This is a genomic window from Mycobacterium sp. E2699 (genome assembly GCF_001666745.1).
Classification (GTDB): domain Bacteria; phylum Actinomycetota; class Actinomycetes; order Mycobacteriales; family Mycobacteriaceae; genus Mycobacterium.
In genome coordinates, this window is sequence record NZ_LZJH01000149.1 from 1 (window position 1) to 23,425 (window position 23,425).

General features: G+C 68.8%; 25 protein-coding genes and 1 tRNA gene. 17 read left to right on the plus strand and 9 right to left on the minus strand.

Annotated elements, in window-relative coordinates; translation table 11 throughout:
- Both selA and A5696_RS26515 read right to left on the minus strand, forming a co-directional pair.
- Nucleotides 1-1,168: L-seryl-tRNA(Sec) selenium transferase (gene selA / locus A5696_RS26510; RefSeq protein ID WP_156738604.1), on the minus strand; the 1,168-nt coding region annotated here is incomplete at its 3' end.
- A gap of 18 nt (nucleotides 1,169-1,186) precedes the next feature.
- A tRNA-Sec gene (locus A5696_RS26515) sits at nucleotides 1,187-1,281 on the minus strand.
- A 27-nt stretch (nucleotides 1,282-1,308) separates the two neighbouring features.
- Here A5696_RS26515 and selD point away from each other — a divergent pair.
- From selD to A5696_RS27470, 10 genes are all read left to right on the plus strand, one after another.
- The gene (selD, locus tag A5696_RS26520) at nucleotides 1,309-2,301 is read left to right on the plus strand and encodes a selenide, water dikinase SelD (RefSeq protein ID WP_067884289.1); all 993 of its coding nucleotides are present in this window, start codon (nucleotides 1,309-1,311) and stop codon (nucleotides 2,299-2,301) included.
- A gap of 39 nt (nucleotides 2,302-2,340) precedes the next feature.
- Entirely contained in the window at nucleotides 2,341-5,658 is a 3,318-nt protein-coding gene (fdh, locus tag A5696_RS26530) for a formate dehydrogenase (protein WP_231964597.1), read from the plus strand.
- A complete protein-coding gene (locus A5696_RS26535; RefSeq protein WP_067884393.1) occupies nucleotides 5,621-6,592 on the plus strand; it encodes a 4Fe-4S dicluster domain-containing protein in 972 nt (323 codons plus the stop codon). The genes fdh and A5696_RS26535 overlap by 38 nt, the downstream gene beginning before the upstream one ends.
- A 7-nt stretch (nucleotides 6,593-6,599) precedes the next feature.
- Nucleotides 6,600-7,685, plus strand: a complete 1,086-nt coding sequence (gene nrfD, locus A5696_RS26540; RefSeq protein WP_067884297.1) for an NrfD/PsrC family molybdoenzyme membrane anchor subunit — start codon at nucleotides 6,600-6,602, stop codon at nucleotides 7,683-7,685.
- Between the two features lie 140 nt (nucleotides 7,686-7,825).
- Nucleotides 7,826-8,812, plus strand: a complete 987-nt coding sequence (locus A5696_RS26545) for an LLM class F420-dependent oxidoreductase (protein ID WP_067884300.1) — start codon at nucleotides 7,826-7,828, stop codon at nucleotides 8,810-8,812.
- A 179-nt stretch (nucleotides 8,813-8,991) separates the two neighbouring features.
- Nucleotides 8,992-9,936, plus strand: coding sequence for an SRPBCC family protein (locus tag A5696_RS26550; RefSeq protein WP_067884306.1), 945 nt, complete (start codon nucleotides 8,992-8,994; stop codon nucleotides 9,934-9,936).
- Complete coding sequence (locus tag A5696_RS26555) at nucleotides 9,933-11,102, plus strand: zinc-dependent alcohol dehydrogenase (RefSeq protein WP_067884307.1); 1,170 nt, start codon at nucleotides 9,933-9,935, stop codon at nucleotides 11,100-11,102. Before A5696_RS26550 ends, A5696_RS26555 begins: the two co-directional genes overlap by 4 nt.
- Before the next feature lie 14 nt (nucleotides 11,103-11,116).
- On the plus strand, nucleotides 11,117-11,671 hold the full coding sequence (locus A5696_RS26560; protein WP_067884396.1) for a type 1 glutamine amidotransferase domain-containing protein: 555 nt from the start codon (nucleotides 11,117-11,119) through the stop codon (nucleotides 11,669-11,671).
- A gap of 110 nt (nucleotides 11,672-11,781) precedes the next feature.
- The gene (locus A5696_RS26565; RefSeq protein ID WP_067884309.1) at nucleotides 11,782-12,471 is read left to right on the plus strand and encodes a HemK2/MTQ2 family protein methyltransferase; all 690 of its coding nucleotides are present in this window, start codon (nucleotides 11,782-11,784) and stop codon (nucleotides 12,469-12,471) included.
- On the plus strand, nucleotides 12,468-12,731 hold the full coding sequence (locus tag A5696_RS27470; protein ID WP_082956214.1) for a CDGSH iron-sulfur domain-containing protein: 264 nt from the start codon (nucleotides 12,468-12,470) through the stop codon (nucleotides 12,729-12,731). The genes A5696_RS26565 and A5696_RS27470 overlap by 4 nt, the downstream gene beginning before the upstream one ends.
- Here A5696_RS27470 and A5696_RS26570 read toward each other — a convergent pair.
- The 6 genes from A5696_RS26570 to A5696_RS26595 are packed head-to-tail and all read right to left on the minus strand — an operon-like array spanning nucleotide 12,673 to nucleotide 18,279.
- On the minus strand, nucleotides 12,673-13,698 hold the full coding sequence (locus A5696_RS26570) for an iron-containing redox enzyme family protein (protein WP_067884310.1): 1,026 nt from the start codon (nucleotides 13,696-13,698) through the stop codon (nucleotides 12,673-12,675). The two genes, A5696_RS27470 and A5696_RS26570, sit on opposite strands and share 59 nt — an antisense overlap.
- 43 nt (nucleotides 13,699-13,741) lie before the next feature.
- Entirely contained in the window at nucleotides 13,742-15,958 is a 2,217-nt protein-coding gene (locus A5696_RS26575) for a SpoIIE family protein phosphatase (protein WP_067884314.1), read from the minus strand.
- Nucleotides 15,955-16,527, minus strand: a complete 573-nt coding sequence (locus A5696_RS26580; protein ID WP_082969161.1) for a SpoIIE family protein phosphatase — start codon at nucleotides 16,525-16,527, stop codon at nucleotides 15,955-15,957. The genes A5696_RS26575 and A5696_RS26580 overlap by 4 nt, the downstream gene beginning before the upstream one ends.
- Before the next feature lie 46 nt (nucleotides 16,528-16,573).
- Nucleotides 16,574-16,984 carry an ATP-binding protein gene (locus A5696_RS26585; protein WP_067884320.1) on the minus strand — a complete coding sequence of 137 codons (411 nt, stop codon included), beginning with the start codon at nucleotides 16,982-16,984 and terminating at the stop codon, nucleotides 16,574-16,576.
- Nucleotides 16,974-17,363 (minus strand): STAS domain-containing protein, encoded by a 390-nt coding sequence (locus A5696_RS26590; protein ID WP_067884322.1) that lies wholly within the window; start codon nucleotides 17,361-17,363, stop codon nucleotides 16,974-16,976. The genes A5696_RS26585 and A5696_RS26590 overlap by 11 nt, the downstream gene beginning before the upstream one ends.
- Nucleotides 17,364-17,385: 22 nt before the next feature.
- Nucleotides 17,386-18,279: an STAS domain-containing protein gene (locus A5696_RS26595; RefSeq protein ID WP_067884323.1), complete on the minus strand. Its 894-nt coding sequence runs from the start codon at nucleotides 18,277-18,279 to the stop codon at nucleotides 17,386-17,388.
- A gap of 152 nt (nucleotides 18,280-18,431) precedes the next feature.
- On the opposite strand from A5696_RS26595, the gene A5696_RS26600 reads away from it, so the two are divergent.
- Complete coding sequence (locus A5696_RS26600) at nucleotides 18,432-18,800, plus strand: STAS domain-containing protein (protein ID WP_231964598.1); 369 nt, start codon at nucleotides 18,432-18,434, stop codon at nucleotides 18,798-18,800.
- 58 nt (nucleotides 18,801-18,858) lie between these two features.
- A complete protein-coding gene (locus tag A5696_RS26605) occupies nucleotides 18,859-19,359 on the plus strand; it encodes a DUF6328 family protein (protein WP_067884401.1) in 501 nt (166 codons plus the stop codon).
- On the opposite strand, the gene A5696_RS26610 is transcribed toward A5696_RS26605, so the two are convergent.
- Nucleotides 19,333-20,037: an HAD family hydrolase gene (locus tag A5696_RS26610; protein WP_067884326.1), complete on the minus strand. Its 705-nt coding sequence runs from the start codon at nucleotides 20,035-20,037 to the stop codon at nucleotides 19,333-19,335. The two genes, A5696_RS26605 and A5696_RS26610, sit on opposite strands and share 27 nt — an antisense overlap.
- Before the next feature lie 161 nt (nucleotides 20,038-20,198).
- Here A5696_RS26610 and A5696_RS26615 point away from each other — a divergent pair, with 161 nt between their 5' ends.
- The 5 genes from A5696_RS26615 to A5696_RS26635 all read left to right on the plus strand — a co-directional run bounded on the left by A5696_RS26615 (nucleotide 20,199) and on the right by A5696_RS26635 (nucleotide 23,410).
- Nucleotides 20,199-20,510, plus strand: coding sequence for a hypothetical protein (locus A5696_RS26615; protein WP_369803397.1), 312 nt, complete (start codon nucleotides 20,199-20,201; stop codon nucleotides 20,508-20,510).
- Nucleotides 20,511-20,564: 54 nt separating this feature from the next.
- A complete protein-coding gene (locus tag A5696_RS26620; RefSeq protein ID WP_067884331.1) occupies nucleotides 20,565-20,837 on the plus strand; it encodes a hypothetical protein in 273 nt (90 codons plus the stop codon).
- Nucleotides 20,838-20,977: 140 nt separating this feature from the next.
- Nucleotides 20,978-21,280, plus strand: coding sequence for a DUF4193 domain-containing protein (locus A5696_RS26625; RefSeq protein ID WP_067884334.1), 303 nt, complete (start codon nucleotides 20,978-20,980; stop codon nucleotides 21,278-21,280).
- Between the two features lie 34 nt (nucleotides 21,281-21,314).
- Nucleotides 21,315-22,724 (plus strand): cytochrome P450, encoded by a 1,410-nt coding sequence (locus tag A5696_RS26630; RefSeq protein ID WP_156738605.1) that lies wholly within the window; start codon nucleotides 21,315-21,317, stop codon nucleotides 22,722-22,724.
- A gap of 86 nt (nucleotides 22,725-22,810) precedes the next feature.
- Nucleotides 22,811-23,410 carry a restriction endonuclease gene (locus A5696_RS26635; RefSeq protein ID WP_067884335.1) on the plus strand — a complete coding sequence of 200 codons (600 nt, stop codon included), beginning with the start codon at nucleotides 22,811-22,813 and terminating at the stop codon, nucleotides 23,408-23,410.
- The last annotated feature ends 15 nt before the right edge of the window (nucleotides 23,411-23,425 follow it).

A 23,425-nucleotide genomic window follows, 5' to 3' on the forward strand; every position in this document is an offset into this window, starting at 1 on the left:
CGTCGGCGTACGGCCAGCGCGTGGACAAACTGACCCTGGCCGCGCTGGAGGCGACCCTCACCGGGCCGCCGCCGCCCGTGCAGCAGGCGCTGGCCGCGGACGCGGCACGGCTGCGGGCCCGCGCCGAATCTCTTGCCGCCCAGTTGCCCGGGGCGGTGGCGGTGGAATGCGTTGCGGCCGTGGGCGGCGGCCCGGTGAGGGTCGCCTCCAGCGCGGCCAGGGTCAGTTTGTCCACGCGCAGGGCGCGCGCCGACGGGTGGCGGCGCAGCCGCTCGATGAGTTCGGCACGGCCGAGCAGCAGGCCGGCCTGGGGGCCGCCCAGCAGTTTGTCGCCGCTCGCGGTCACCAGGTCCGCGCCGTCGGCCAGCGTCGACGTCGCGTCCGGTTCGTCGGGCAGCGCGGGATGCGGGGCCAGCAGCCCGGAGCCGATGTCGACGACCAGCGGCACGCCCAGGCCCGCCAACTCGGCCACGCTCGCCGCCGAGGTGAACCCGGTGACGTGGAAGTTCGACGGGTGCACCTTGAGCACGAAACCGGTCTCCGGCCCGATCGCCTCCGCGTAGTCGCGCAGGCTGGTGCGGTTGGTGGTGCCGACCTCGCGCAGCCGCGCTCCGGTCGAGGCCAGCAGCTCGGGGATGCGGAACCCGTCGCCGATCTCGACCAGCTCGCCGCGGCTGAGCACGATCTCCTTGCCCCCCGACGGGCCCCCGGCCAGCGTGAGGGCCGTCAGCAGCAGCGCCGCGGCGTTGTTGTTGACGACGTGCACGCCACCGGCCGTCGGCACCGCCCGGGCCAGCGCGGCCAGCGCGGCCCGGCCCCGGCGGCCGCGTCGCCCCGTCGCCAGATCCAGCTCGACGTCGGTGGTTCCCGCGGCGGCGACCACCGCGTCGACGGCCGCCCGCGACAGCGGCGCCCGGCCCAGGTTGGTGTGCACCACCACACCGGTGGCGTTGAGGACGGGCCGCAGGCTCGACGCGGTGGCGGGAAGCGCGGCGACGGCGCATTCGGCGACCCGCTCGGGGTCGATCTCGCCGGCGCGCGCCCGCTGCTGGGCGTCGGCGATCACCGACTTCACCAGCGCACGGCCCAGCACCCGCTCGGCCTCGGCCAGCCGCGGATCGGCGAGCAGCGTATCGGTGCGGGGCACCCGCCGGCGCGGGTCGGTCATGTCGGGTCCGCTGGAGGATGGCGGAGGCGGACGGGAATCGAACCCGCCAACGGCAGCGACTGCCGCTCGACAGTTTTGAAGACCGCGCCGGTCACCAGACCGGGCACACCTCCTCGAGCCACGCAGACAATTATGGACGCGTGGCCTACCGACTGACTCAGTACGCCCACGGCGGCGGTTGCGCGTGCAAGATCCCGCCCGGCGAGCTGGAGGAGGTCGTCCGCGGGCTGGGGGCGGGCGCGCCGCGCAACCCGGTCGGGGAGCTGCTGGTCGGCCTGGATCACGGCGACGACGCGGCCGCGGTGAGTATCGACGGCGGCACGGCGCTGATCGCGACGACGGACTTCTTCACCCCGGTGGTGGACGACGCGTACGACTGGGGCCGCATCGCGGCCACCAACGCGCTGTCCGACGTCTACGCGATGGGCGGCCGCCCGGTGGTGGCGGTGAACCTGCTGGGCTGGCCGCGCGAGGTGCTGCCCTTCGAGCTGGCGGCCGAGACGCTGCGCGGCGGGCTGGACGTGTGCGGCCTGGCCGGCTGCCATCTCGCCGGCGGCCACAGCGTCGACGACCCCGAACCCAAATACGGGCTGGCCGTCACCGGGATCGCCGATCCGAACCGCTTGCTGCGCAACGACTCCGGCAAACCGGGCACGCCCCTGTCCCTGACCAAGCCGCTCGGCATCGGCGTGCTCAACAGCAGGCACAAGGCCACGGGCGAGCGCTTCGAGGACGCGATCGAGGCGATGACCACGCTCAACGCCGGGGCGGCCGCCGCGGCGCTGGCCGCCGGTATCGAATGCGCGACCGACGTCACCGGGTTCGGCCTGCTCGGGCACCTGCACAAGCTGGCCCGCGCCAGCGGCGTCACCGCGATCGTCGACGCGGCGGCCGTGCCCTACCTCGCGGGTGCGCGCGCGGCACTGGCGGCCGGCTACGTCAGCGGCGGCACGCGGCGCAACCTCGACTGGGTGGCGCCGCACGCCGACCTGTCGGCGGTCGGCGAGGACGAGGCCCTGCTGCTCGCCGACGCGCAGACCTCGGGCGGCCTGCTGCTCGCCGGCGAGATCCCGGGCGCGCCCGTGATCGGGGAGCTGGTGCCGCGCGGCGAGCACACCATCGTGGTGCGCTGAGCGAGCGGGGTTTCGGCGTCGCGCACTAGGGTGGTTGTCATGGCTATGCGCAAGCTTTTCCTGGAGTGGCCCGTCCTGCGGCAGTTGCGTTCACCGGACAAGCTCGGCCGCGGGCCGGCGGTGACCTCCAAGCGCACCCGGGCCATCACGCCGCGCACGACGACGGCCGACCGGGTGGTGCAGAGCATCTGCCCCTACTGCGCGGTGGGTTGCGGGCAGCGGGTGTACGTCAAGGACGAGCGGGTGGTCCAGATCGAGGGCGACCCCGACTCGCCGATCTCGCGAGGCCGCCTGTGCCCCAAGGGCGCTGCCAGCGAGCAGCTGGTCAACTCGCCGGGCCGGCAGCTGCACGTGCTCTACCGCCCGCCGCGCGCGACCGAGTGGCAGCCGCTGGATCTCGACACCGCCATCGACATGGTGGCCGACCGCTTCGTGGAAGCCCGTCGCCACTCCTGGCAGGACATCGACAAGAAGGGCCACCCGCTGCGGCGCACCATGAAGATCGCCACGCTCGGCGGCGCCACGCTGGACAACGAAGAGAATTACGTCATCAAGAAGCTCTTCACCGCCGCCGGCGCCATCCAGATCGAGAACCAAGCTCGTATTTGACACAGTTCCACGGTTCCCGGTCTGGGAACCTCCTTCGGGCGCGGTGGCGCCACCCAAACACTGCAGGACATGGCCAACGCCGACTGCATCGTCATCCAGGGCTCCAACATGGCCGAGTGTCATCCCGTCGGCTTTCAATGGGTCGAGGAGGCGAAAGCGCGCGGCGCCAAGGTGATTCACGTCGATCCGCGCTTTACTCGCACCTCGGCGGTCTCGGACAGGCACATCCCGATCAGGGCCGGCTCGGACGTGGTGCTGCTCGGCGCGCTGATCAACCACATCCTCACCAATGACCTGTGGTTCAAAGAGTACGTCGTCGCCTACACCAACGCGGCCACCCTGATCAACGAAAACTACCGCGACACCGAGGATTTGGGCGGTCTGTTCTCCGGTTATGATCCCGAGACCGGCCAATACGACTCGTCGACCTGGGCGTACGCGGGCCAAGAAGAGGACGAAAGCCGTCAAGAGCACGGCGCCAGCGCATCGGCCCGCGCGGCCGGCGATGTGCATGGCAGCGGCGGTCCGCCGCTGCCCCACGCCCGCGTCATGCGAGACGAGACCCTGCAGCATCCCCGAACGGTGTTTCAGATCGTCAAGCGGCATTACGCGCGTTACACGCCGGAGATGGTCACCGACGTGTGCGGCATCAGCCGCGCGGACTTCGACTACCTGGCCCGCGCCATTGTGGAGAACTCCGGGCGTGAGCGCACCACCTGCTTCGCGTACGCCGTCGGCTGGACGCAGCACACGCTGGGTGCCCAGTTCATCCGCACCGCAACGATTCTGCAGTTGCTGCTGGGCAACGTCGGTCGCCCGGGCGGCGGCATCATGGCGCTGCGCGGGCACGCCACGATCCAAGGGTCGACCGATATCCCGACGTTGTTCAACCTGTTGCCCGGTTACCTGTCGATGCCGAAGGCCGGTGTGCACGACACGTTCCGCGAGTACATCGAAGCGGTCGGGCCGAAGAACCAGAAGGGTTTCTGGGCCGCCGCGGACACCTACATCGTCAGCCTACTCAAGGCGTGGTGGGGAGACGCCGCCCGTGCCGACAACGACTGGGCCTACGACTACCTGCCACGACTTTCCGGCCCGCACGGCACATATCAGACGGTTACGTCGATGCTCGACGACGAGGTCGACGGGTACTTCTTGCTTGGCCAGAACCCGGCGGTGGGATCGGCGCACGGCCGGATGCAGCGCATGGGTATGTCGCACCTGAAGTGGTTGGTGGTGCGCGATCTCAACCTCATCGAGTCGGCCACGTTCTGGAAGGACGGCCCGGAGATCGCATCCGGCGAGCTGAAGACCGAGGAAATCGAGACGGAGGTGTTCTTCTTCCCGGCGGCGACGCACGTCGAGAAGGCCGGTTCGTTCACCCAGACCCAGCGCCTGGTGCAGTGGCGGCACAAGGCGATCGATCCACCCGGCGACTGCCAGAGCGAGCTGCAGTTCTTCGTCGAGTTGGGCAAGCGAATCCGCCAGCGGCTGGCCGGGTCCACCGACGAACGTGACCGGCCGCTGCTCGATCTGACGTGGGACTATCCCACCGACGAGCATGGCGAGCCTGACCCCACCGCGGTGCTCGCCGAGATCAGCGGCTGTTATCTGACCGGTCCCAAAGCCGGCCAGCCGGTTCCGGGATACACCGAGTTGGGTGCCGACGGATCGACGTCATGCGGATGCTGGATCTACTCGGGCGTGTACGCCGAAGGCGTCAACCAGGCCGCCCGCCGAGCGCCGCTGGGCGGTCCCAGTCCCAGCCAGTCGGAGTGGGGGTGGGCGTGGCCGGCCGACCGCCGCATCCTGTACAACCGTGCCTCCGCCGACCCGGACGGCAAGCCGTGGAGCGAGCGCAAGAAATACGTCTGGTGGGACGCGGAAAAGCAGCGCTGGGTGGGATACGACGTGCCCGACTTCGTCGCCGACCGTGCGCCGGGCAGCCGGCCGGATCCGGACGTCGGCGGCCCCGACTCCCTGGCCGGCGACGATCCGTTCATCATGCAGGCCGACGGCAAGGGTTGGCTGTTCGCGCCGAAGGGCATGGTCGACGGGCCGCTGCCCACACACTACGAACCGCAGGAGTCACCGGTTACCAACGCGCTGTATCCCCAGCAGCGGAATCCGGCGCGAATCACCTTCCCGCGCAAGGACAATCTGAGTGCGCCCAGCGCCGGCGAACCGGGTGCCGACGTCTACCCGTATGTGTTCACCACCTACCGGCTCACCGAACATCACACCGCCGGCGGCATGAGCCGGTGGCTGCCCTACCTCTCGGAGCTGCAACCGGAGATGTTCTGCGAGGTTTCCCCGGAGCTGGCCGCCGAGCGGGGCTTGGAGCCCTACGGGTGGGCCACCATCATCTCCCCCCGCGCGGCGATCGAGGCGCGGGTGCTGGTCACCAAACGCGTTGCCCCGCTGGTCATCAACGGGCACACGGTGCACCAGATCGGGCTGCCCTACCACTGGGGAGTAGGGAGCGACGCCGTGGTCAGCGGGGACGCGGCCAACGATCTGCTCGGCGTGACGCTGGATCCGAACGTGCAGATTCAGGAGTCCAAGGCCGGGTCGTGCGACATCCGCCCGGGCCGCCGCCCGCAGGGCGAGCAGCTGCTGCGCCTGATCGCCGAGTATCAATCCCGTTCCGGCGCCACCACCGAAACCGGCAACGTACGAATCAGCGACGGCGTATGGGAAGGGGGAGCCGATGGGTCAGCTGAGCGGGCCGACCGACCCGACGAGTAACGCCGGTTGGTCAGATCCCAAGCCGCGCAAGGGCTTCTTCACCGACACCTCCATCTGCATCGGCTGCAAGGCCTGCGAGGTGGCCTGCAAGGAATGGAACCGCAACCCCCAGGACGGCGACCTCGAACTGCTGGGCTCGTCCTACGACAACACCGGCTCGCTGGGCGCGAGCACGTGGCGGCACGTGGCGTTCGTCGAGCAGGACCGCGACCGCATCGCGGAGGCGCGCGAATCCGGGCGTGCCCTCATCGATTTGGGGATGCCCGAGATTTCCGCCGCCGCGCGCCGCCCGGACGTCACGCCGCCGGACACCCCGGAGTTCCGCTGGCTGATGTCGTCGGACGTCTGCAAGCACTGCACGCACGCCGGCTGCCTCGACGTCTGCCCGACGGGGGCGTTGTTCCGCACCGAGTTCGGCACCGTCGTCGTGCAGGACGACGTCTGCAACGGCTGCGGCACCTGCGTGGCCGGATGCCCGTTCGGTGTGGTCGAACGCCGCAACGACGGCACGTACACCACGCCGGCGCAGCGACCGGGCCGCCCCGCCGAGAAGCCCGTCTCCGGTGTCGCCCAGAAGTGCACCCTGTGTTACGACCGCCTGGTCGAGGACCAGATCCCGGCGTGCGCCAAGACCTGCCCCACGACCTCGATCAAGTTCGGCGACCACGACGACCTGGTGGTCAAGGCCCGCGAACGGGTCGCCCAGCTGCACGCCCAGGGGCTCACCGAGGCCCGGCTCTACGGCGCCAACGAGCACGACGGCGTCGGCGGCATCGGGTCGATCTTCCTGCTGCTCGACGAACCGGAGGTCTACGGCCTGCCGCCCGACCCGCGGGTGTGCACGGCCGACCTGATGACCATGTTCAAGCGCGCCGGCGTGGCCGCGGCCGGCATGGTCGGCGCGGCGGCCTGGGCTTTCTGGAAAGGCCGGTGAAGTACCGTTGAGCACTTCGGAATTCGACAGCTTCCGTCCGCCGGAGCCCGCGGGGGGCAGGCGCCGGAAAGGCAAGCGGGCGGGCCGTCGGGGCGGCGGCGACGGTTCCCGCGAGATGCCGATGGTCCCCGAGGCCGAGTTCACATCGTATTACGGACGGCCGGTCGTCAAGCCCGCGCCCTGGGGACACGAGGTGGCGGCGTACCTGTTTTTGGGCGGCGTCGCCGGCGGGTCGGGTCTGCTGGCGGCCGGCGCCCAGCTCACCGGACGAAACACGTTGCGCCGCAACACAAGGCTGTCCGCGCTGATCGCGGTGATGATCGGCGCGGTCGCGCTGGTGAAGGACCTGGGCCGCCCCGAGCGGTTCGTCAACATGCTGCGGACGGTCAAACTGACCTCGCCGATGAGCATCGGCTCGTGGATCCTCAGCCTGTTCAGCGCCGGCATCGGGGTGGCCGCGGTCGCCGAGGTCGACCGGATGACCGGTGAACGAATCCCGTTGGGCCCGTTGCGGCCCGTGCTGCGCGCCGCGGAGGGACCGGCCGGACTGGAAGCCGGTGTGTTCGCCGCACCGCTGGCGGTCTACACCGCGGTGCTGCTCACCGACACCGCGACCCCGACGTGGAACGCCGCGTATCGAGATTTGCCGTTCGTGTTCGTCAGCTCGGCGAGCCTGGCCGCATCCGGCCTGGCGATGATCACCACGCCGGTCTGCGAGGCGGGGCCCGCCCGCAGCCTGGCCGTCATCGGCGCGGTCAGCGATCTGATCTCCGCCAGGTTCACCGAGTACCGGATGGACCCGGTGACCAGGGAGCCGTTGCACGAAGGCCGTCCCGGCCGGCTGCTGGCCTGGAGCGAACGGCTCGCCGCCGCGGGCGGTTTGGGCGCCTTGCTCGGGGGGCGACACCGCGCCATCGCCGCCGCGTCCGGCGTGACGCTGCTGGCGGCGTCGGCGCTGCTGAGGTTCGGTTTCTTCGAGGCCGGCCTGGAGTCGGCCCGCCACCCCCGCTACACGATCGAGCCGCAGAAGCGCAGGCTCGCCGCCCGCCGGGCAGCCGGTGTCACCGGGGACTCCATCACCACCGCGGATTGACGGCGGGTCCTGTCCTGCATCGCCGCGACCGTAACCCCACCGCGATTTCCGGCCCGCTTTTTCGTGCTGCAGTTACGCTCGCGGGCGGCGCCCGCCGCTCGCGGCGGTTTGCGCCCCACGGACCGGGGTACGTATAGGGCATGACGAATTTTGGCTACACTCTGATGACCGAACAGAGTGGACCCAAAGACCTTGTCCGCCACGCAATCTCGGCAGAAGAGCGCGGTTTCGACTTCGAGGTCTGCAGCGACCACTTCTCGCCCTGGCTCACCTCTCAGGGGCACGCGCCCAACGCCTGGGCGGTGCTGGGCGCGGTGGCGCACGCCACGGAGCGGGTCGACCTGTACACCTACGTGACCTGCCCGACGATGCGGTACCACCCCGCGATCGTCGCGCAGCAGGCCGCCACCGTGCAGATCCTGTCCGACGGCCGGTTCACCCTGGGCCTGGGCAGCGGTGAGAACCTCAACGAACACGTCGTCGGCGGGGGCTGGCCCACCGTCGAGCGCCGGCAGGACATGCTGCGCGAAGCCATCAAGATCATCCGCGAGCTCTTCGGCGGCCAGCTGGTGAACTGGCGCGGCGAGTACTTCCAGGTCGACTCCGCCCGGCTGTGGGACGTCCCCGACGTCCCGGTCGCCATCGGCGTGGCGATGTCCGGGGCAAAGGGCGTCGACAGGTTTGCCAAGCTGGCCGAGCACCTGATCGCCGTGGAGCCCGACGGAGACCTCGTCCGCGAGTGGCACGCGGCGCGTCAGGCCGCGAACCTCGCCGGGGGCGGACGGGTGGTCGGCCAGATCCCGGTGTCCTGGGATCCCGACCGCGACGCCGCCATCCGGCGCGCGCACGACCAGTTCCGCTGGTTCGGCGGCGGCTGGAAGGTCAACGCGGACCTGCCCACGCCGGCCGGCTTCGCGGGCGCGACCCAATTCGTGCGGCCGGAAGACGTCGCCGATTCCATCCCGTGCGGTCCGGACCTGGACGCGATCGTCGAGGCGGTCCGGCCGTATTGGGAGGCGGGGTTCACCGACATCGCGCTCGTCCAGATCGGGGGCGAGACGCAGGACCTCTTCCTCAAGGAGGCGGCCCAGCCTTTGCTCGACGCGTTGCGCGACGCGTCCGGTTGATCACAAGTTTGGGCCGATTCTGCAGGGGTATCCGAGTGCCATCGTGGGCATCGGGCCACCACCGGCAGTTTGACATACCGACCAAGGCCTAGCACCGGGCGGGCGGACGCCCCGCAAAAGCGCTGTCCAGCAGCCGCATTGCGCTGACATCCGCGTTCGGCAGGGCAAGGGAGCAGACGATGAATGATCAATCCGGCAACCCCACCGCGCCATTGGTGAAGGCGCTCGCGGGTGCCAGCTTCGGGCTCGGCTTGGCCGAGTTGGTGGCGCCGCGGAAAGTTGCTGCCATGGCGGGCGTGGATGACACGCGCCGGTCCCGCCGGGTGATCCGCGCCCTCGGTGCGCGTGAATGCGGTCACGGAGCCGCCCTGCTGGGTGGTTCCGACAAGCTGGTCTGGACGCGGGTCGCGGGCGACGTGTTGGACGTGGCGCTGCTGGCGGCCGGGGTGGCCGCCCGCGGCGCGGGGCGCCGGCGCCGGGGAGCCGTGTCGGCCGCCCTCCTCGGCGGCATCGGGGCGGTCGACCTCTATGCGGCGTTGAGCGCCGGCCGCGACGGCGGGGCCCGGCACGCCAACGGCGCGCGGCACCGCACCCTGCGGGCCGCGGTCACCGTCCGGCGTTCGCCCGAGGACGTCTACCGCTTCTGGCGCGACCTGGAGAACCTGCCCAGCTTCATGCACCACCTGCAGTCCGTCACCGCCGGCTCCGACGGCCGCTCGCACTGGGTCGCCAGCGCGCCGGTCGGCCAGCCGGTGCAGTGGGACGCGCAAATCACCGAAGACCGGCCCAACAAGCGCATCGCCTGGCAGTCACTGCCCGGGTCGGCGATCCACAACGGCGGCAGCGTCGAATTCACGCCCGCGCGCGACGGCGACGGGACCGAGGTGCGGGTTCGGATCGGCTACCAGATGCCGGGCGGCGTCGTCGGCAAGGCCGCGGCGACCCTGTTCGGCGAGTCGCCCGACCAACAGGTCAACGACGACCTCCGGCGTTTCAAGCAAATCCTGGAGACGGGACAGGTGCTGCGGTCGGACGGGTCGCCGGAAGGCACCGCCGCGGCCCGCCAGCTGCGCCAGCAACCCGCCCAGCCCAACGGGCACACCAGCGAAGGAGCCACCGTATGAGAGCCACCGTGTGGGCGGGACGCAACAGCGTTGAGGTGCAATCGGTTCCGGACCCGCAGATCCTCAACGATCGCGACGTCATCGTGCGCGTCACCTCCACGGCGATCTGCGGGTCCGATTTGCACCTCTACGACGGCTACATCCCGACGGTCAAGCGCGGCGACGTGCTGGGTCACGAATTCATGGGCGAGGTCGTCGAGGTCGGCAAGGCGGTGAACAACCTGGCCGTCGGCAACCGGGTGGTGGTGCCGTTCCCGATCGCGTGCGGGGCGTGCTCGGCCTGCGAACGCGACCTGTACTCGCTGTGCGAGAACTCCAACCCCAACGCCGGCATCGCCGAGAAGTTCATGGGGCACTCCCCGGCGGGGCTGTTCGGCTATTCGCACATGCTCGGTGGATTCGCCGGCGGCCAAGCCGAATACGCGCGGGTGCCGTTCGCCGATGTGGGACCCCTGAAGGTCGACGACGACCTCACCGATGACCAGGTGTTGTTCCTGTCGGACATCCTGCCCACCGGTTACATGGGCGCGGAGATGTGCGACATCCGGCCGGGCCAGGTCGTGGCGGTCTGGGGGGCCGGTCCGGTCGGGCTGTTCGCGATCATGAGCGCGTACCTGCTGGGCGCGTCCAAAGTCATTGCCATCGACCGCGTGCCGTATCGGCTGGAGCTGGCCGAAAAGATCGGCGCGACGCCGATCAACTTCGAAGAAACGTCGGTACTGGGCGAGCTTCAGGACATCACCGCCGGGCGGGGCCCGGACCATTGCATCGACGCGGCCGGCATGGAAGCCCGCAACGGTTCGACCCCGGTAGACGCCTACGATCGCGTCAAGCAGGCGATGCGCCTGGAAACCGAACGCCCGCACGCACTTCGGGAAGCGGCGATGAGCTGCCGCAACGGCGGCACCATCTCGATCGTCGGGGTCTACGGGGGGCTGATGGACAAGTTTCCCATCGGCGCGATCATGAATCGCTCGTTGACCATCAAGACCGGGCAATGCCACGTGCAGCGCTACATGCGGCCCCTGCTGGAGCGAATTCGCGGCGGGGACATCGACCCGACCGTGATCATCACCCATCACCTGGGACTCGATCAGGCGCCGCACGGCTACGAGATCTTCAAACACAAGCAGGACGGCTGCACCAAAGTCGTTCTGCACCCGTGAAGGAGGTACCCGCGATGTCAAATGAATTGCAAGGCACGAAGATTGCCGTCTTAGCGGCCGACGGTGTAGAGAAGGTGGAGCTCGAACAGCCCCGGGAGGCACTCGAACAGGCCGGCGCCCAGGTCGAGCTGCTGTCGCTGAATACCGGCGAAATCCAGGCGCGCAACCACGATCTCGAGCCGGCCGGAACGTTCGCGGTCGACCGCGCGGTGTCGGACGCGTCGGTGGGCGAATTCGACGGGCTCGTGCTGCCCGGCGGCACGGTGAACCCGGACAAACTGCGCCTGGATCGGGCCGCGGTTTCGTTCGTGCGCGACTTCGTGGTCTCCGGCAAGCCCGTTGCCGCGATCTGCCACGGCCCGTGGACGCTGGTGGAAGCGGGCGTGGTGGTGGGGCGCACGCTGACGTCGTATCCGAGCATTCGCACGGACCTGCGCAATGCGGGCGCACACGTGGTGGACGAAGAGGTCGCGGTCGACGGCAATCTGATCACCAGCCGCTCACCGTCGGACCTTCCGGCGTTTTGCGAGACGATCATCAAGCAATTCGCCCGCGCCGCTGCGGAATAGCTGAAACCAAATCGTTCACACCGTTTTAACCCCCGAAATTGGGGGCATTACACAGGCCTGGGCCGTGATCGCCACGGCGATCGCTGATAAGGCTGACCGAAAGGCCAACATTGACCACCACCTATCCCGAACCCGCCATTTCGGTTACGCACAACGTTTATCAGCCGCAAGAAGATTCCAGGTTGCTGGTCGACGCGATGCACCATTCCGCGCTGATCCGGGGACGACGGGTTCTCGACCTTTGCACGGGCAGTGGATTCGTCGCGATCGCCGCGGCCGAAATGGGTTGCGCCAGCGTCACCGCCTTCGACATCTGCTCGCACGCGGTCGGTTGCTGCGCGACCAATGCCGCGCTGGCGGGCGTCGCGGTCGACGTCCGTGAGGGATCGTGGATGGACGCGGTAGAGCTCGCGCCATTCGACGTGGTGATGGCCAATCCGCCTTACGTTCCAACACCTCCCGGTGATGACTCGGCATCGATCAGCGCCAGCGCCGGCCCGTCCTTGGCCTGGAACGCCGGGGCCGACGGCCGTCTGATCCTCGATCCGCTGTGCGAGGTGGCGCCCAAGCTGCTGTGCGACGGGGGATCGTTGCTGCTCGTGCACTCCGCGATCGCCGGGGTGCAGCAGTCGCTGGAGCGCCTGAAGTGGGCCGGCATGGCGGCCGAAGTCATTGCCTCCAAGTGGATTCCATTCGGCCCCGTGATGTCGGCGCGCGAGCTGTGGCTGGAGGACACCGGCCGGATCCCGCGTGGCCGCCGCGAAGAGGAACTCGTCGTGATCCGGGCGGACAAGCCATGACGGCCACCCGGGTACAGGTGGTGGCCGGCGGACCCGTTTTGGTGTCCGGACCGGTACGCATCGAGATGCCCGACGGCGACGTCGTCGAGTCCGACCGATTCATGGTGGCGATCTGTACCTGCCGGCGCAGCGCCGACTATCCGTTGTGCGACACCAGCCATCGACGCTGCCGCGGCGCGGCAAAGCGGGCGGCCCGGAATTCTAAGGCCAGTCCAGCGGCAGGCGCAACGACGTCTGACCCCGCTGCCACGACTCCATAAGTCTCTCCGCCAAGCGGTTTTCCACCGCGGCGTGGGCCCTGATCCCGAACACCACGTCGGCGTCGAGGTGCGGTTCCCGGGCGACGAGATCCCCGACGACATCGATGCGCACCACCTGTTCGTGCACCGCGTCGGCCTCGACGTGCTCGCTGTAGAAGCCGATGCAGGCCGACGGTGCCCCCATCCTCTCCAGGGCCTGCACCATCCGGCGCGACCCCGGGGGCGAGCTGATCTCGGTCGACGCGAAATGCCCGATCGCCGCGCCCCGCAACGAGCGGTGCAGCCCGAACAGGGACATGAGATTCACCGCCGCCAACGACTCGGCCGGGACGGCGTCGAGGTAACCGAGGTACGTCGCATCCAGCTCCGCGGCCACCATCAGGTCGGCGAAGAGTTGCTGATGCAGGCGCGCACCGCGACCGGCGCCGTATTCGTCGAACTCGATGGCCACGAACGCCGCCTTGGCGGTACCCGTCAGCCGCGGAATGGCGAATGCGTGCGGGTCGCCCTCTTTCAGGTGATACAGCGACCGGTGCGCGAAGTATTCGCGCATGTGCTGCCAGGTTCCCGTGTCGCGCAGGTAATACGACGGTCCGGTGCCGTCAGCGGGTTCGACGGAGATGGCCTCCATTTCGGCCGCCGCCCTGCGGTCGGGCTCGATGGGGCCGACGTCGCGTCGCACGCCCGCGAGGAACACCCGTTCCAGTTCCGCGCGCAACTGCAGCAGTGCGGGATTCCACTCCCAGGCCGGATCGACGCCGGCGAAGCCCCGGTAGTGCAGCTCATAGCACATGCACAAGGCGAGCTGAAGGTCCAGGCCATAGGGATCGGAGTCTCGGACGGACGCGCCGATACGCGCCAGGTGGTCGTGGGAGGGTGGCCCGACCAGCGCATGCCGGACGGCGGTCGACAGCGGTCCATGTGCCGCCGGGAGCGCGGGCTCCACCGGGATTGATGTGCGGGTCACGCCGATGACTACCCGTCAATCGGGTGGGGCAAACGATGGGTCGTCACTGCCCCGCTGCGGGGACGCGGAAGGTGATGTCGACGGTGGTTCCGGTCGGGGTGTTGTGCAGTTCCACCCCGTCGCTCAGGGCCCTCATCAACACCAGCCCGCGGCCGCCGTTACTTGGCTTGGCCGGCGTGGTCTTCCAGGAGCCGGCGTCGGTGATCCTGGTCCGGACCTGGCCGTCTGCGATTTCCGCTTCGAGCAGCATCGTCCCGATGCGGTGTCCGCGGTAGGCATGCTCGACGCAGTTGGTGCAGGCTTCGTTGACCACCAGCACGATGTCGGCGGCCGTCGCTTCGGGCACGTCGGCGGTGCGAAGCCAGGCCGCGAGCCGATGCCGGATATTGGCCAATTGCCCTGCAAAGGCCTCGCTTTCGATCCGGAGCTGCGTCGGCAGGTGCCGATAGATCACCATCGCGACGTCGTCGTCGTAGCCCGCCGCCGGAGCCAGCGCGCGGACCACCGCCTCCGGCACGCTTTCCAGCGGCATCTTCGTCGTTCCGAGCAAAACGTCTGCGGCGCGGGCGATTCCGATGTCGATCGACTCGTGCTTCCGCTCGACCAGGCCGTCGGTGTACAGCATCAGCGTCGAGCCCGGTGGCAGCACCCGGGAGGCCTGCGGCCGCGGTTCCCGCCGGCGGACCGCGAGCGGCACCGACGCGGCGTCGGTCAGGACGGTCGTGTTCGCGGGCGGCGGGCCGGCGATCATCGCGGGCATGTGTCCCGCGTTGCTGTATTCCAGCACCCCGGTCTCGGTGTTGAGGATCGCGAGAAACACCGTGGTGCAGTACGCATTCGGGATGAGGGAGGCCGCCAGGTCAAGTTGCTCGAGCAGGAGAGCCGGCTGGGCGCCGTTGATCAACAGCGCGCGTGCCGAGCTGCGGAGCTGGCCCATGGTGGCGGCCGCCTGCAGACCACGGCCGACGCAGTCGCCGACGACGATGCCGATGCGGTTGTCGCCGATGGGCAGCACGTCGTACCAGTCGCCCCCGATCTCCAGGGGCGGGACCGCGGGTTCGTAGCACACCGCGAAGCCGGAAGGCGTCTGCACGGTGGGCAGCATGGCGCGCTGCAGGGTCAGCGAAGTTTCGCGGGCACTTTCGAATTGGCGCACGTGCTGCATCGCCAGACTGAGATGGCCGATGAGGACCGTGACCAGCAGCCGATCCTCGGCGCTGACCCAGCGGGGGGACCGGAGCTCCAGCCACAGCGCGAGGTCCCCGGTGTTGGACAGCACCGCGACCAATCCCTGTGCCTTGCCGGGGTTTTCGGGCCGGTCGACGGTCTTGGCCGTCAGCGGCAGCTGGTGGCGCGCGTCCTCGAACGTGCCGCGCAACCAGGGATCGATTGCGCGCCAAGACGTTCCGGAAGGTTCTCCGGCCACCTGGACGGTCGGATCGCCGCCGCCTGCGGGCCACGAAACGGCGATCACGCGGTGAACGTCGATCGCCGTCCGGCACTCGTCGAGAGTGATCGACAGCAGTTCGGCGACGCTCTTGGCCACGGCCACGGCCGTGGCCAGCCGCAGGACCGCGCTCTCCCGCGCGGCGAACGCCCGTTCCGCGGTGACGTCCCGGATCGTTCCCACGTAGACGTCTCGATCGCTGCCGGCCTCGGTGACCGCGTTGATGCTGACCATCACCCACGCGAGATGGCCGTCCCGATGCCGGATCGGGGTTTCGTACTCGGCGCTGCCGTTGCTGCGGACCAGGGACTGCTGTTCACGGGCGGTCTTCTTGTCGACCAGCCACGGGTGCGGCCATCGGTAGGGCAGGCCCGCCGCGGGGTAGCCCAGGATCTCGATGAGGGCGTTGTTCATCTCGACCACCGAGCCTTCGTGATCGGCGACGAAGAAGCCCTCCTGCAGCGAATTCACCAGGGCGGTGCGGAATTTGTCGCGATCGGCCAGGCCCTCGGCACGGGCCCGCTCCCGCGCGTAGAGCCTGGTGCCGTCGAGGAATCCCCGGGTTGCGACGTCGAGCGGCGCCAACGTCTGCAAGAGGAATTCGAGGGCGACCGGCGCCTCGACCGGGTAGTCCCTGGCGATCTCGAGAACCAGCCGCACGTGCTGCTCGATGATGTCGAGCATGCTGATCTGCTGTTCCAAGGCACGGCGTCCGAGCTCATGGCCGACGGACAGGCGGTCCTCGTCGCGCGCGTCCAGATAGGCGCGCAGCGCGGCCGCGTACTCGGCGTGGAACTCGTGGTTACCGCTCATGTCGAAACTCCGCGATGACGCGCGGTCAGTATCATGGCATCGTCGGTTTCCTTGGCGTGCTTACCGAGCAGGTCTTCGGCGATGACCACGGCATGCGCCGCAAAGTCGATGTGGTCCAAGTAATCCTCCGCGATGCCGTCGGTGCTGATAACCAGCAGGTCGCCGGGACGGATCGAAAGCGTCTGGGCGGGCTTGATTTCCGGGATGCGGTAGCCGACGATCCCGGCCGTCAGCCGCGCGCTGGCCCGGATCTCGATGCCGGTCGGGGCCTTGGCCACCAGATCGGCGGTGACGTTGCCGACGCCCGTCCACGTCAGCGTGTTGACCGCGAAATCCACTCGCGCCAAGGTCATGGCGACACCCCGGGTGCCGCCCAGCATGCGATGGCAGAGCTGGACCAGAACCTCGAGCCGCTCGGAACTCGCGCGCTTGACCGCGTCGACGGCGCGCAGCGCGGCCGTGGCGGCTTCCGGGCCGTGACCGAGCCCGTCCACCACGCCGAACAGTGCGGCCTCACCGCCGAGGTCGACCGCGATGCCCTGGTCGCCGGACAGATACTCGCTGGGCATCGGGCGACCCGCCCTTGCCCACTCGATCGGCCCGAAGCGCCCATTCTCATGCACGGGCGGGAACCCACTTCCACATCTCGATGACGGTCCCGCGGCCCAGCGTCGAGTCGATGACCAACCGGTCCATCAGCCGTCGCGCTCCGGGGAGCCCCAGCCCCAACCCGCGACCGGTCGAGTAGCCGTCCTCCAGCGCGCGCTCGATGTCGGCGATGCCCGGGCCGTCGTCCTCGGCGCGCACCACCAGGGCCTTGCGGCCGTCCCGGTCGGTCACCCAGAGATGAACCGTGCCCCGACCCGCGTAGCTGGTGATGTTGCGGGCGACTTCGGAGATCGCCGTGGCGATCATGGTGACGTCGGTCAGCGAGAATCCGAGATCCAGGGCGAGCTCGTGTCCGGCTCTGCGGGCGGCGACGATGTCGTCGGAATTGTTGATGTCGACGACAACGTCAGCCGCCACTATCGCGCCCGATCGTCGATTTCCGCAGTCCCAGTTGCCGGTTCAGCAGGGCCAGGCCCTCTTCCAGGTCCAGCGCGGTGTTCATGTCGTCGAACGCCAGCCCGAGTTGGACCATCGCGAAGGCGACCTCTGGCTGCAGGCCCACGATGACGGTGTCCGCGCCCCGCAGCCGGGTCATGTGCGCGATGGTCCGCAGCGACCGGGCCGCGAAGGAATCCATCACGTCGATGGCGGTGACGTCGACGATGATGCCCTGCGCGCGAAACCTGCTGACCCGCTCCATGAGGTCGAGCCGCAGCCGCTCGGTCTCGGAGTCGGTCAGGGCGGACTGCACCGTTGCGATCAGGATCGCGCCCTGTTTCAGGATGGGGACTGGCATGGGGTGCTCGCGCTGATGATGTCTACCCGGTGGTCTCGCCGGTGCGGGTGACCTCGTAGCCCAGCAGGCGTTCGGCTTCTTCGATGCCGCCCTGCAGGTCGCCGACGGCGTTCATCTTGGACAGGTCCAGCCCGATCGTCACCAGCGTCAGGGCGATCTCCGAGGACAGGCCGGTGATGATGACGCTCGCACCCATCAGGCCCGACGCGTCGACCGTCTGCACCAGGTGGTTGGCCACGGTGGAGTCGATGGTCGGCACACCGGTGATGTCGATGACGACGACCTTCGCGCGGTTGGCGCGGATCGCTCTCAGCAACTGTTCGGTCACCTGGCGGGCGCGCTGGCTGTCGAGGACCCCGATGATCGGCAGAATCAGCAGCTGCTCGCGCACCTGCAGCACCGGGGTGGACAGCTCCCGGATCGCCTCCTGCTGCTGCCGGATGATGCGCTCGCGTTCCTGCACGAAGCTGACGCCCACGGTGTTGGCGATGCGGTTGGCCGCCGGCTCGTAGGCGTCGAGCACCCGGTTGAGCATCTCGAAGTCGGTCTGGTACTTCTCGAACAGCGAGCGGGCCAGCACGTCGCGCAGCAGCAACACGATGCCGAGGACCTCGTCGGTCTCCACGCCCCGTGGGATGATGCGTTCCGACAGGTCGCGCGCGTAGGCCTGCAGCGCCTCGACGCTACCGGTCTCGAGCACCTCGACGTAGTTGTCGTAGACGGCGGTGGCCTCCGAGAACAGCTCCTCGGGGGTCATCGCGGTCAGCAGTTGCGCCTCGGTGATCCTGCGGGCCCATTCCTCCCGCAGGACGGTGCGATTCTGACGCAGGTGCTGGACCAGTTGGGGCAACAGGCCCTCGCTGACCGTCTGCGCGGCGGTGGTCGTGCTCCCGAAATCCGACGACGAATCTGACATCTGGCCTCCCGTTGCCGCGTCACGCTCCGCAGTGCCTAAAGGGGAGACTAGTCTGAGTTGTCGCGTCGCAAGTGTCGAGGGCATATTCTTCTCGCAGTTCGCACGGCAGGTTACGCTTGCAGCACGCTTACGCCCGGGACGAAGGATCGCCATTGTCAGCTCCTGATTCGATTACCACGCTGGTTACCGACCACGATGGCGTGTCGGTGGTCAGCGTCAGCGGCGAAATCGATCTGGTCACCGCGCCGGCGCTCGAACAAGCCATCGGCGCTGTGGTCGCGGACGGCCCGGCAGCACTGGTCATCGACCTCTCCGCAGTGGAGTTTCTCGGCTCGGTCGGCTTGAAGATCCTGGCCGCGACGTATGAAAAGCTCGGTAAATCCACCGAGTTCGGCGTGGTTGCGCGCGGACCCGCGACGAGGAGACCGATTCATCTGACCGGGCTGGACAAAACCTTCCCGCTCTACCCGACGCTGGACGACGCGTTGACCGCGGTCCGGGACGGCAACCTCAACCGCTGAAGGCAGCCACCGCGAGCCTTCGTATCGGTTCGCGGCCGCCGGTGCGATGATCACCACCATGGACGTCGATCATCCCGAGGACGACCAGCGGTGGGACCGCGATAAGCGTGGTGAGACCGAAATTGAACGGCTGGACCGCAATTGGACCAGCCTGCTACAGGAGCTGCGCGTGGTGCAGACCGGGGTGCAGCTGCTCACCGGCTTCCTGTTGACGTTGCCGTTCCAGCAACGCTTCGACATTCTCAGCCAGCCGATGCGGATCGTGTACCTGGCGACGGTCGGGTGTTCGGTGGGAGCGACGGTGCTGCTGATCGCCCCGGTCGGCATTCACCGGCTGCTGTTCCGGCGGCACCGTCTCCAAGTCCTGGTGTCGGCCGCGCACCGGTGCGCCTACGCCGGGCTGGCGCTGTTGGGCGCGGCGCTGACCGGTGTGACCGTCATTGTTTTCGCCTCTGTGGCCGGAAACCGGCCGGCGTTGATAGCGGGAATTTGTGCGCTGGCGTTGTTTACGTTCTTTTGGTGGGTGCTGCCCCTAGTGCTTCGCACCCGCGGTATGTAGCGCCGCGATGCGGGTGGATCCCAGTTGATCGAGCAGATCCTGCGGATCCGCGAAAATCGGTGTCGCCCCGGCCGCCTGCAGTTCGGCACCCGAAATGCCGCCGCTCAACAGTCCGATGCACGGCAGCCCCGCGGCCGCCGCGGCGTGTGCGTCCCAGACGGCGTCGCCCACGAACACCGCGTCATCGGCGCCCACACCGGCGCGGTCCAGCGCGATCTGCACGATGCCGGGCTCGGGTTTGGCGGTGTCGACGTCCCGTGACGAGGTCGTTTCGGCGATGACGTCGTCGCAGTCGAGCACCTTTCGCAGCGCCTCGAGTTCGTCACCGGGCGCCGAGCTGGCCAGCACCACTTGCAGGCCGAGGCCGGCGACGTGCCGGAGCAAGTCGCGGGCGCCGGGCAACGGTGCGAGCAGCGGTATGAGGCCGCGGTAATACCGGCTGTGACCATCGCTCAGCCGGTCCTGCACATCAGCCGGCGCGTCGTCGGACAGCGTGCGCACCAACTTGGAGCCGTCCATGCCGATGCAGCGGTGGATCTTCCAGGCGGCTACGGGCATGTGTTCGTCTTCGAACGCGCACTGCCAGGCGTAGACGTGCAGATAGTTCGAATCGACGAGGGTTCCATCGACGTCGAACAGGACGGCAGGCGTGCCGCGACCGGCTCCGGCGGTTGTCATCTGCGCGGCATACCCACGCCGCGCCGGGCTGACACCAATCGTTTCACGCTCCGGTCGGCGGGTACGCGTTGCGGGAGGCCGTAAGCGGCACCACGTTGTGAAACGGCGAATCGGTGTGCCGCCGAAAAGCCTTGGCAGCAAGCATTTTACAAGGAGTGAACTTGAGGACCCAAAAGGCTGACCCGGTTGACCACGCACGCACATTTCGTCAGCACGCGGGCGAGACGCTCACGCACGGCCCCCACACCGTCGGTGTGGCCGGGGCCGTTGTCGCCGTGGTCGCCCTGGTGATCGGCTTGTGCGCGTTCGCGACAGGGCACGTCACCGGCGGCGCCGTGGCCGTGACAGTGGCCGCCGTGCTGGGCGCCGTGGCGACGGCCTGGTTGCTGCACTCCCATCGCCGGGTACGCGACGCCGAGCTGCGCTGGCACGCCGAGAATTCCGATGAGCCCGCGCCGCCGCCGGCAAGCTGACGGGCCGGCCAGCCGAAACGTTTGAATTCGGGCCTGACCGGGTAAAACGTGGGGATGCTCGACACGTCCAACAGGGTGCACACGGGAATCGATTTCGGGATCCCCGGCCGCGTGGCGGCGGCGCTCTGGGCGGTCGGCGTCCTGGCCGGGGTCCTGGCGTTGCTGACCGGGCACGCCGCGTTGGCCATCATGGGGCTGGTATTGGCCGTCGCGTCGCCATGGTGCGGGCTGGCCTGGGTGTCCCATAGTCAACGTCGGGCCGCCGGTTCGACCTGGGCTACCGGCTCAGCGCCGGTGGTCAGCGGCCCAATCCGCCTGCGCGGCTGAGCTCATCGAGAGCGCAATTGTCGTGGCCGCAATTTTTGTGAACCGGATAGGTGTGACGGGCGCCGGATCGGGGTACCGACTCAGCCACGGGTGAGTACAGGCAAGTGCGTCAACCCGTCATTCAGCAGGAAGGAACACCCATGGCGACCGCAAGCGATTACGACGCACGCCGTGTATCCGACGTCGAGACTCAGGACCCCGCCGCACTGCGCGAGCTGGCGCCCACCCTGCCCCTCTCGTCGACGGCCGTTGTCGACGAGGACCCCAACGATGTGCTCTTCTTCGAGCTGCCCGGCGCGGACCTGTCGAGCGAGGAGCTGTCGGTGACGGTGATCCCCCAGCGGGCCGACGAGTTCACTTGTTCGAGCTGCTTTTTGGTGCAGCACCGGAGCCGCATGCGCAAGTCGGGCTCGGGACTTTCCGTCTGCGCGGACTGCGCATAGCACCGGGCGCGACCGGGGGACCGATCGTCGCACCTTGACCAACCGGGGACACCGTGTTTCTGTCGTCAGCGTGGCAGCATCCGCGACTCGCCCGGACGGTACGCCGGATGCCTTGAGCCGGCCGCCGGGCCTGCCCGCCCCGCGCGCGCTTCGCTCGGCGTTCGCCGCCGCGTATGCGGTCGCCTACCTAATCGGCGGCGAGCGCCGGATGCTGCGGCTGATCCGTCGGTACGGGCCCATCATGACGATGCCCGTGCTCAGCCTGGGCAACGTCGCGATCGTGTCGGACCCGGAACTGGTCAAGCAGGTGTTCACCGCGGCCCCGGACGTGCTGCTGGGCGGCGAGGGTGTCGGGCCCGCGGCCGCCATCTACGGATCCGGATCGATGTTTGTGCAGGAGGAGCCGGAGCACCTGCGGCGGCGCAAACTCTTGACGCCCCCGCTGCACGGCGCCGCGCTGAGCAGTTACGTACCGATCATGCAGAGCTGCGCCCGCGCCGCGATGCACAGCTGGCCCGTTGACCGGCCGTTCGAAATGCTCACGGCGGCGCGGGCACTGACCCTCGACGTGATCGTCCGGATCATCTTCGGCGTTGACGAACCCGACGAGGTTCGGCGCGTGGGTAGGCCCTTCGAAAGTCTGTTGAAGCTCGGGGTTTCCGAGCAGTTGACGCTCCGCTACGCCCTGCGCCACCTGGGCGCGCTGCGGGTGTGGCCCCGGCGCGCCCGCGCCAACCGGGAGATCGACGACGTGGTGATGCCGCTCATCGCGCGGCGGCGAAGCGATCCGCGCCTGACCGAGCAACTCGACATCCTGGCGTTGCTGATGCGCGCCCGCGGCGAAGACGGGAAAGGCCTGTCCGACAGCGAGATTCGTGACGATCTGATCACCCTGATGCTGGCGGGGCACGAAACCACCGCGACCACGTTGGCGTGGGTTTTCGATCTGCTGCTGCACCACCCCGATGCGCTGCGACGGGTGCAAGCCGAAGCACAGAGCGGGGGGGAGGCGTTCACGACCGCGGTGATCCACGAGACGCTGCGGGTACGGCCGCCGGCGCCGTTCACGGCGCGCGTTGCGGCGCAACCCTTTCCGATCGGCGGCTACCTCGTCGACGCCGGCACCCGCATCGTCGTGCACATCATCGCGATCAATCGCAATCCCGCGATCTACGAGCACCCGAACGAGTTCCGACCGGAGCGATTCCTCGGCAGCCGGCCCGAGACGTATGCGTGGGTGCCGTTCGGTGGCGGCGTCAAACGCTGTCTGGGCGCAGCGTTCTCGCTGCGCGAGTTGGTCACCGTGCTCCACACACTGCTGCGCGAGGGCGAGTTCAGCGCCGTCGACGACGAGCCCGAGAGGATCGTGCGCCGCTCCATCATGCTGGCGCCGCGCCGCGGCACCAGGGTGCGCCTGCGCCCCATTCAGGCGGGCGCGCGATAACCGGCTCGTCGCTGTGCGCCTGCGTGTGATTGTCGTACCCATCCACTAGGTTCATCGGCGAGTCCGCGTCGGCACCGTGGGGAGTCATGGAGAAGATACTCGGGTCCTTCCTGCTGTTGGGGTTCGCTCTCCCTTGGTTTTTCACCCAGCACGCGACCGGTAGCGTGGTCGCGGGATTCTCGGCGGGACTCGGCGGCCTCGTCCTGACGGTGCCGGCCCTGTTGTGGCTCGGTGTTCGACGGGACCGCTACCGGGATGAGCGACGGCGCAGGCGCGACCTCCGGTACGCGATGTCGGATCTGGCGGCCGTCGATGACATGTCGGGCGTCGAGTTCGAGGAATTCGTCGCCGCGCGGCTTCGCACCGCGGGGTGGGGCGTCACTCACACCGCCACCACGGGCGACTACGGCGTGGACCTGATCGCCACCAGGGACGGCGCCCGCATGGCGATCCAATGCAAGCGGCAGGCGAAGGCCGTCGGTGTGGCCGCCGTGCAGCAGGTCGTCTCCGGCGCCCGGCACCACGGCTGCAACCAGCCGGTCGTCGTGACAAACCGGGCGTTCACCAAGGCGGCTCGCCAGTTGGCGGCCACGCATCAATGCCGTCTCGTCGGGCGCGAGCAATTGCACATCTGGGCGCGGGCCGCCGGGCCGACAAGCGGCTTCGCAAAGCGACACCGCACGTAAGACCGCTTCGGATAT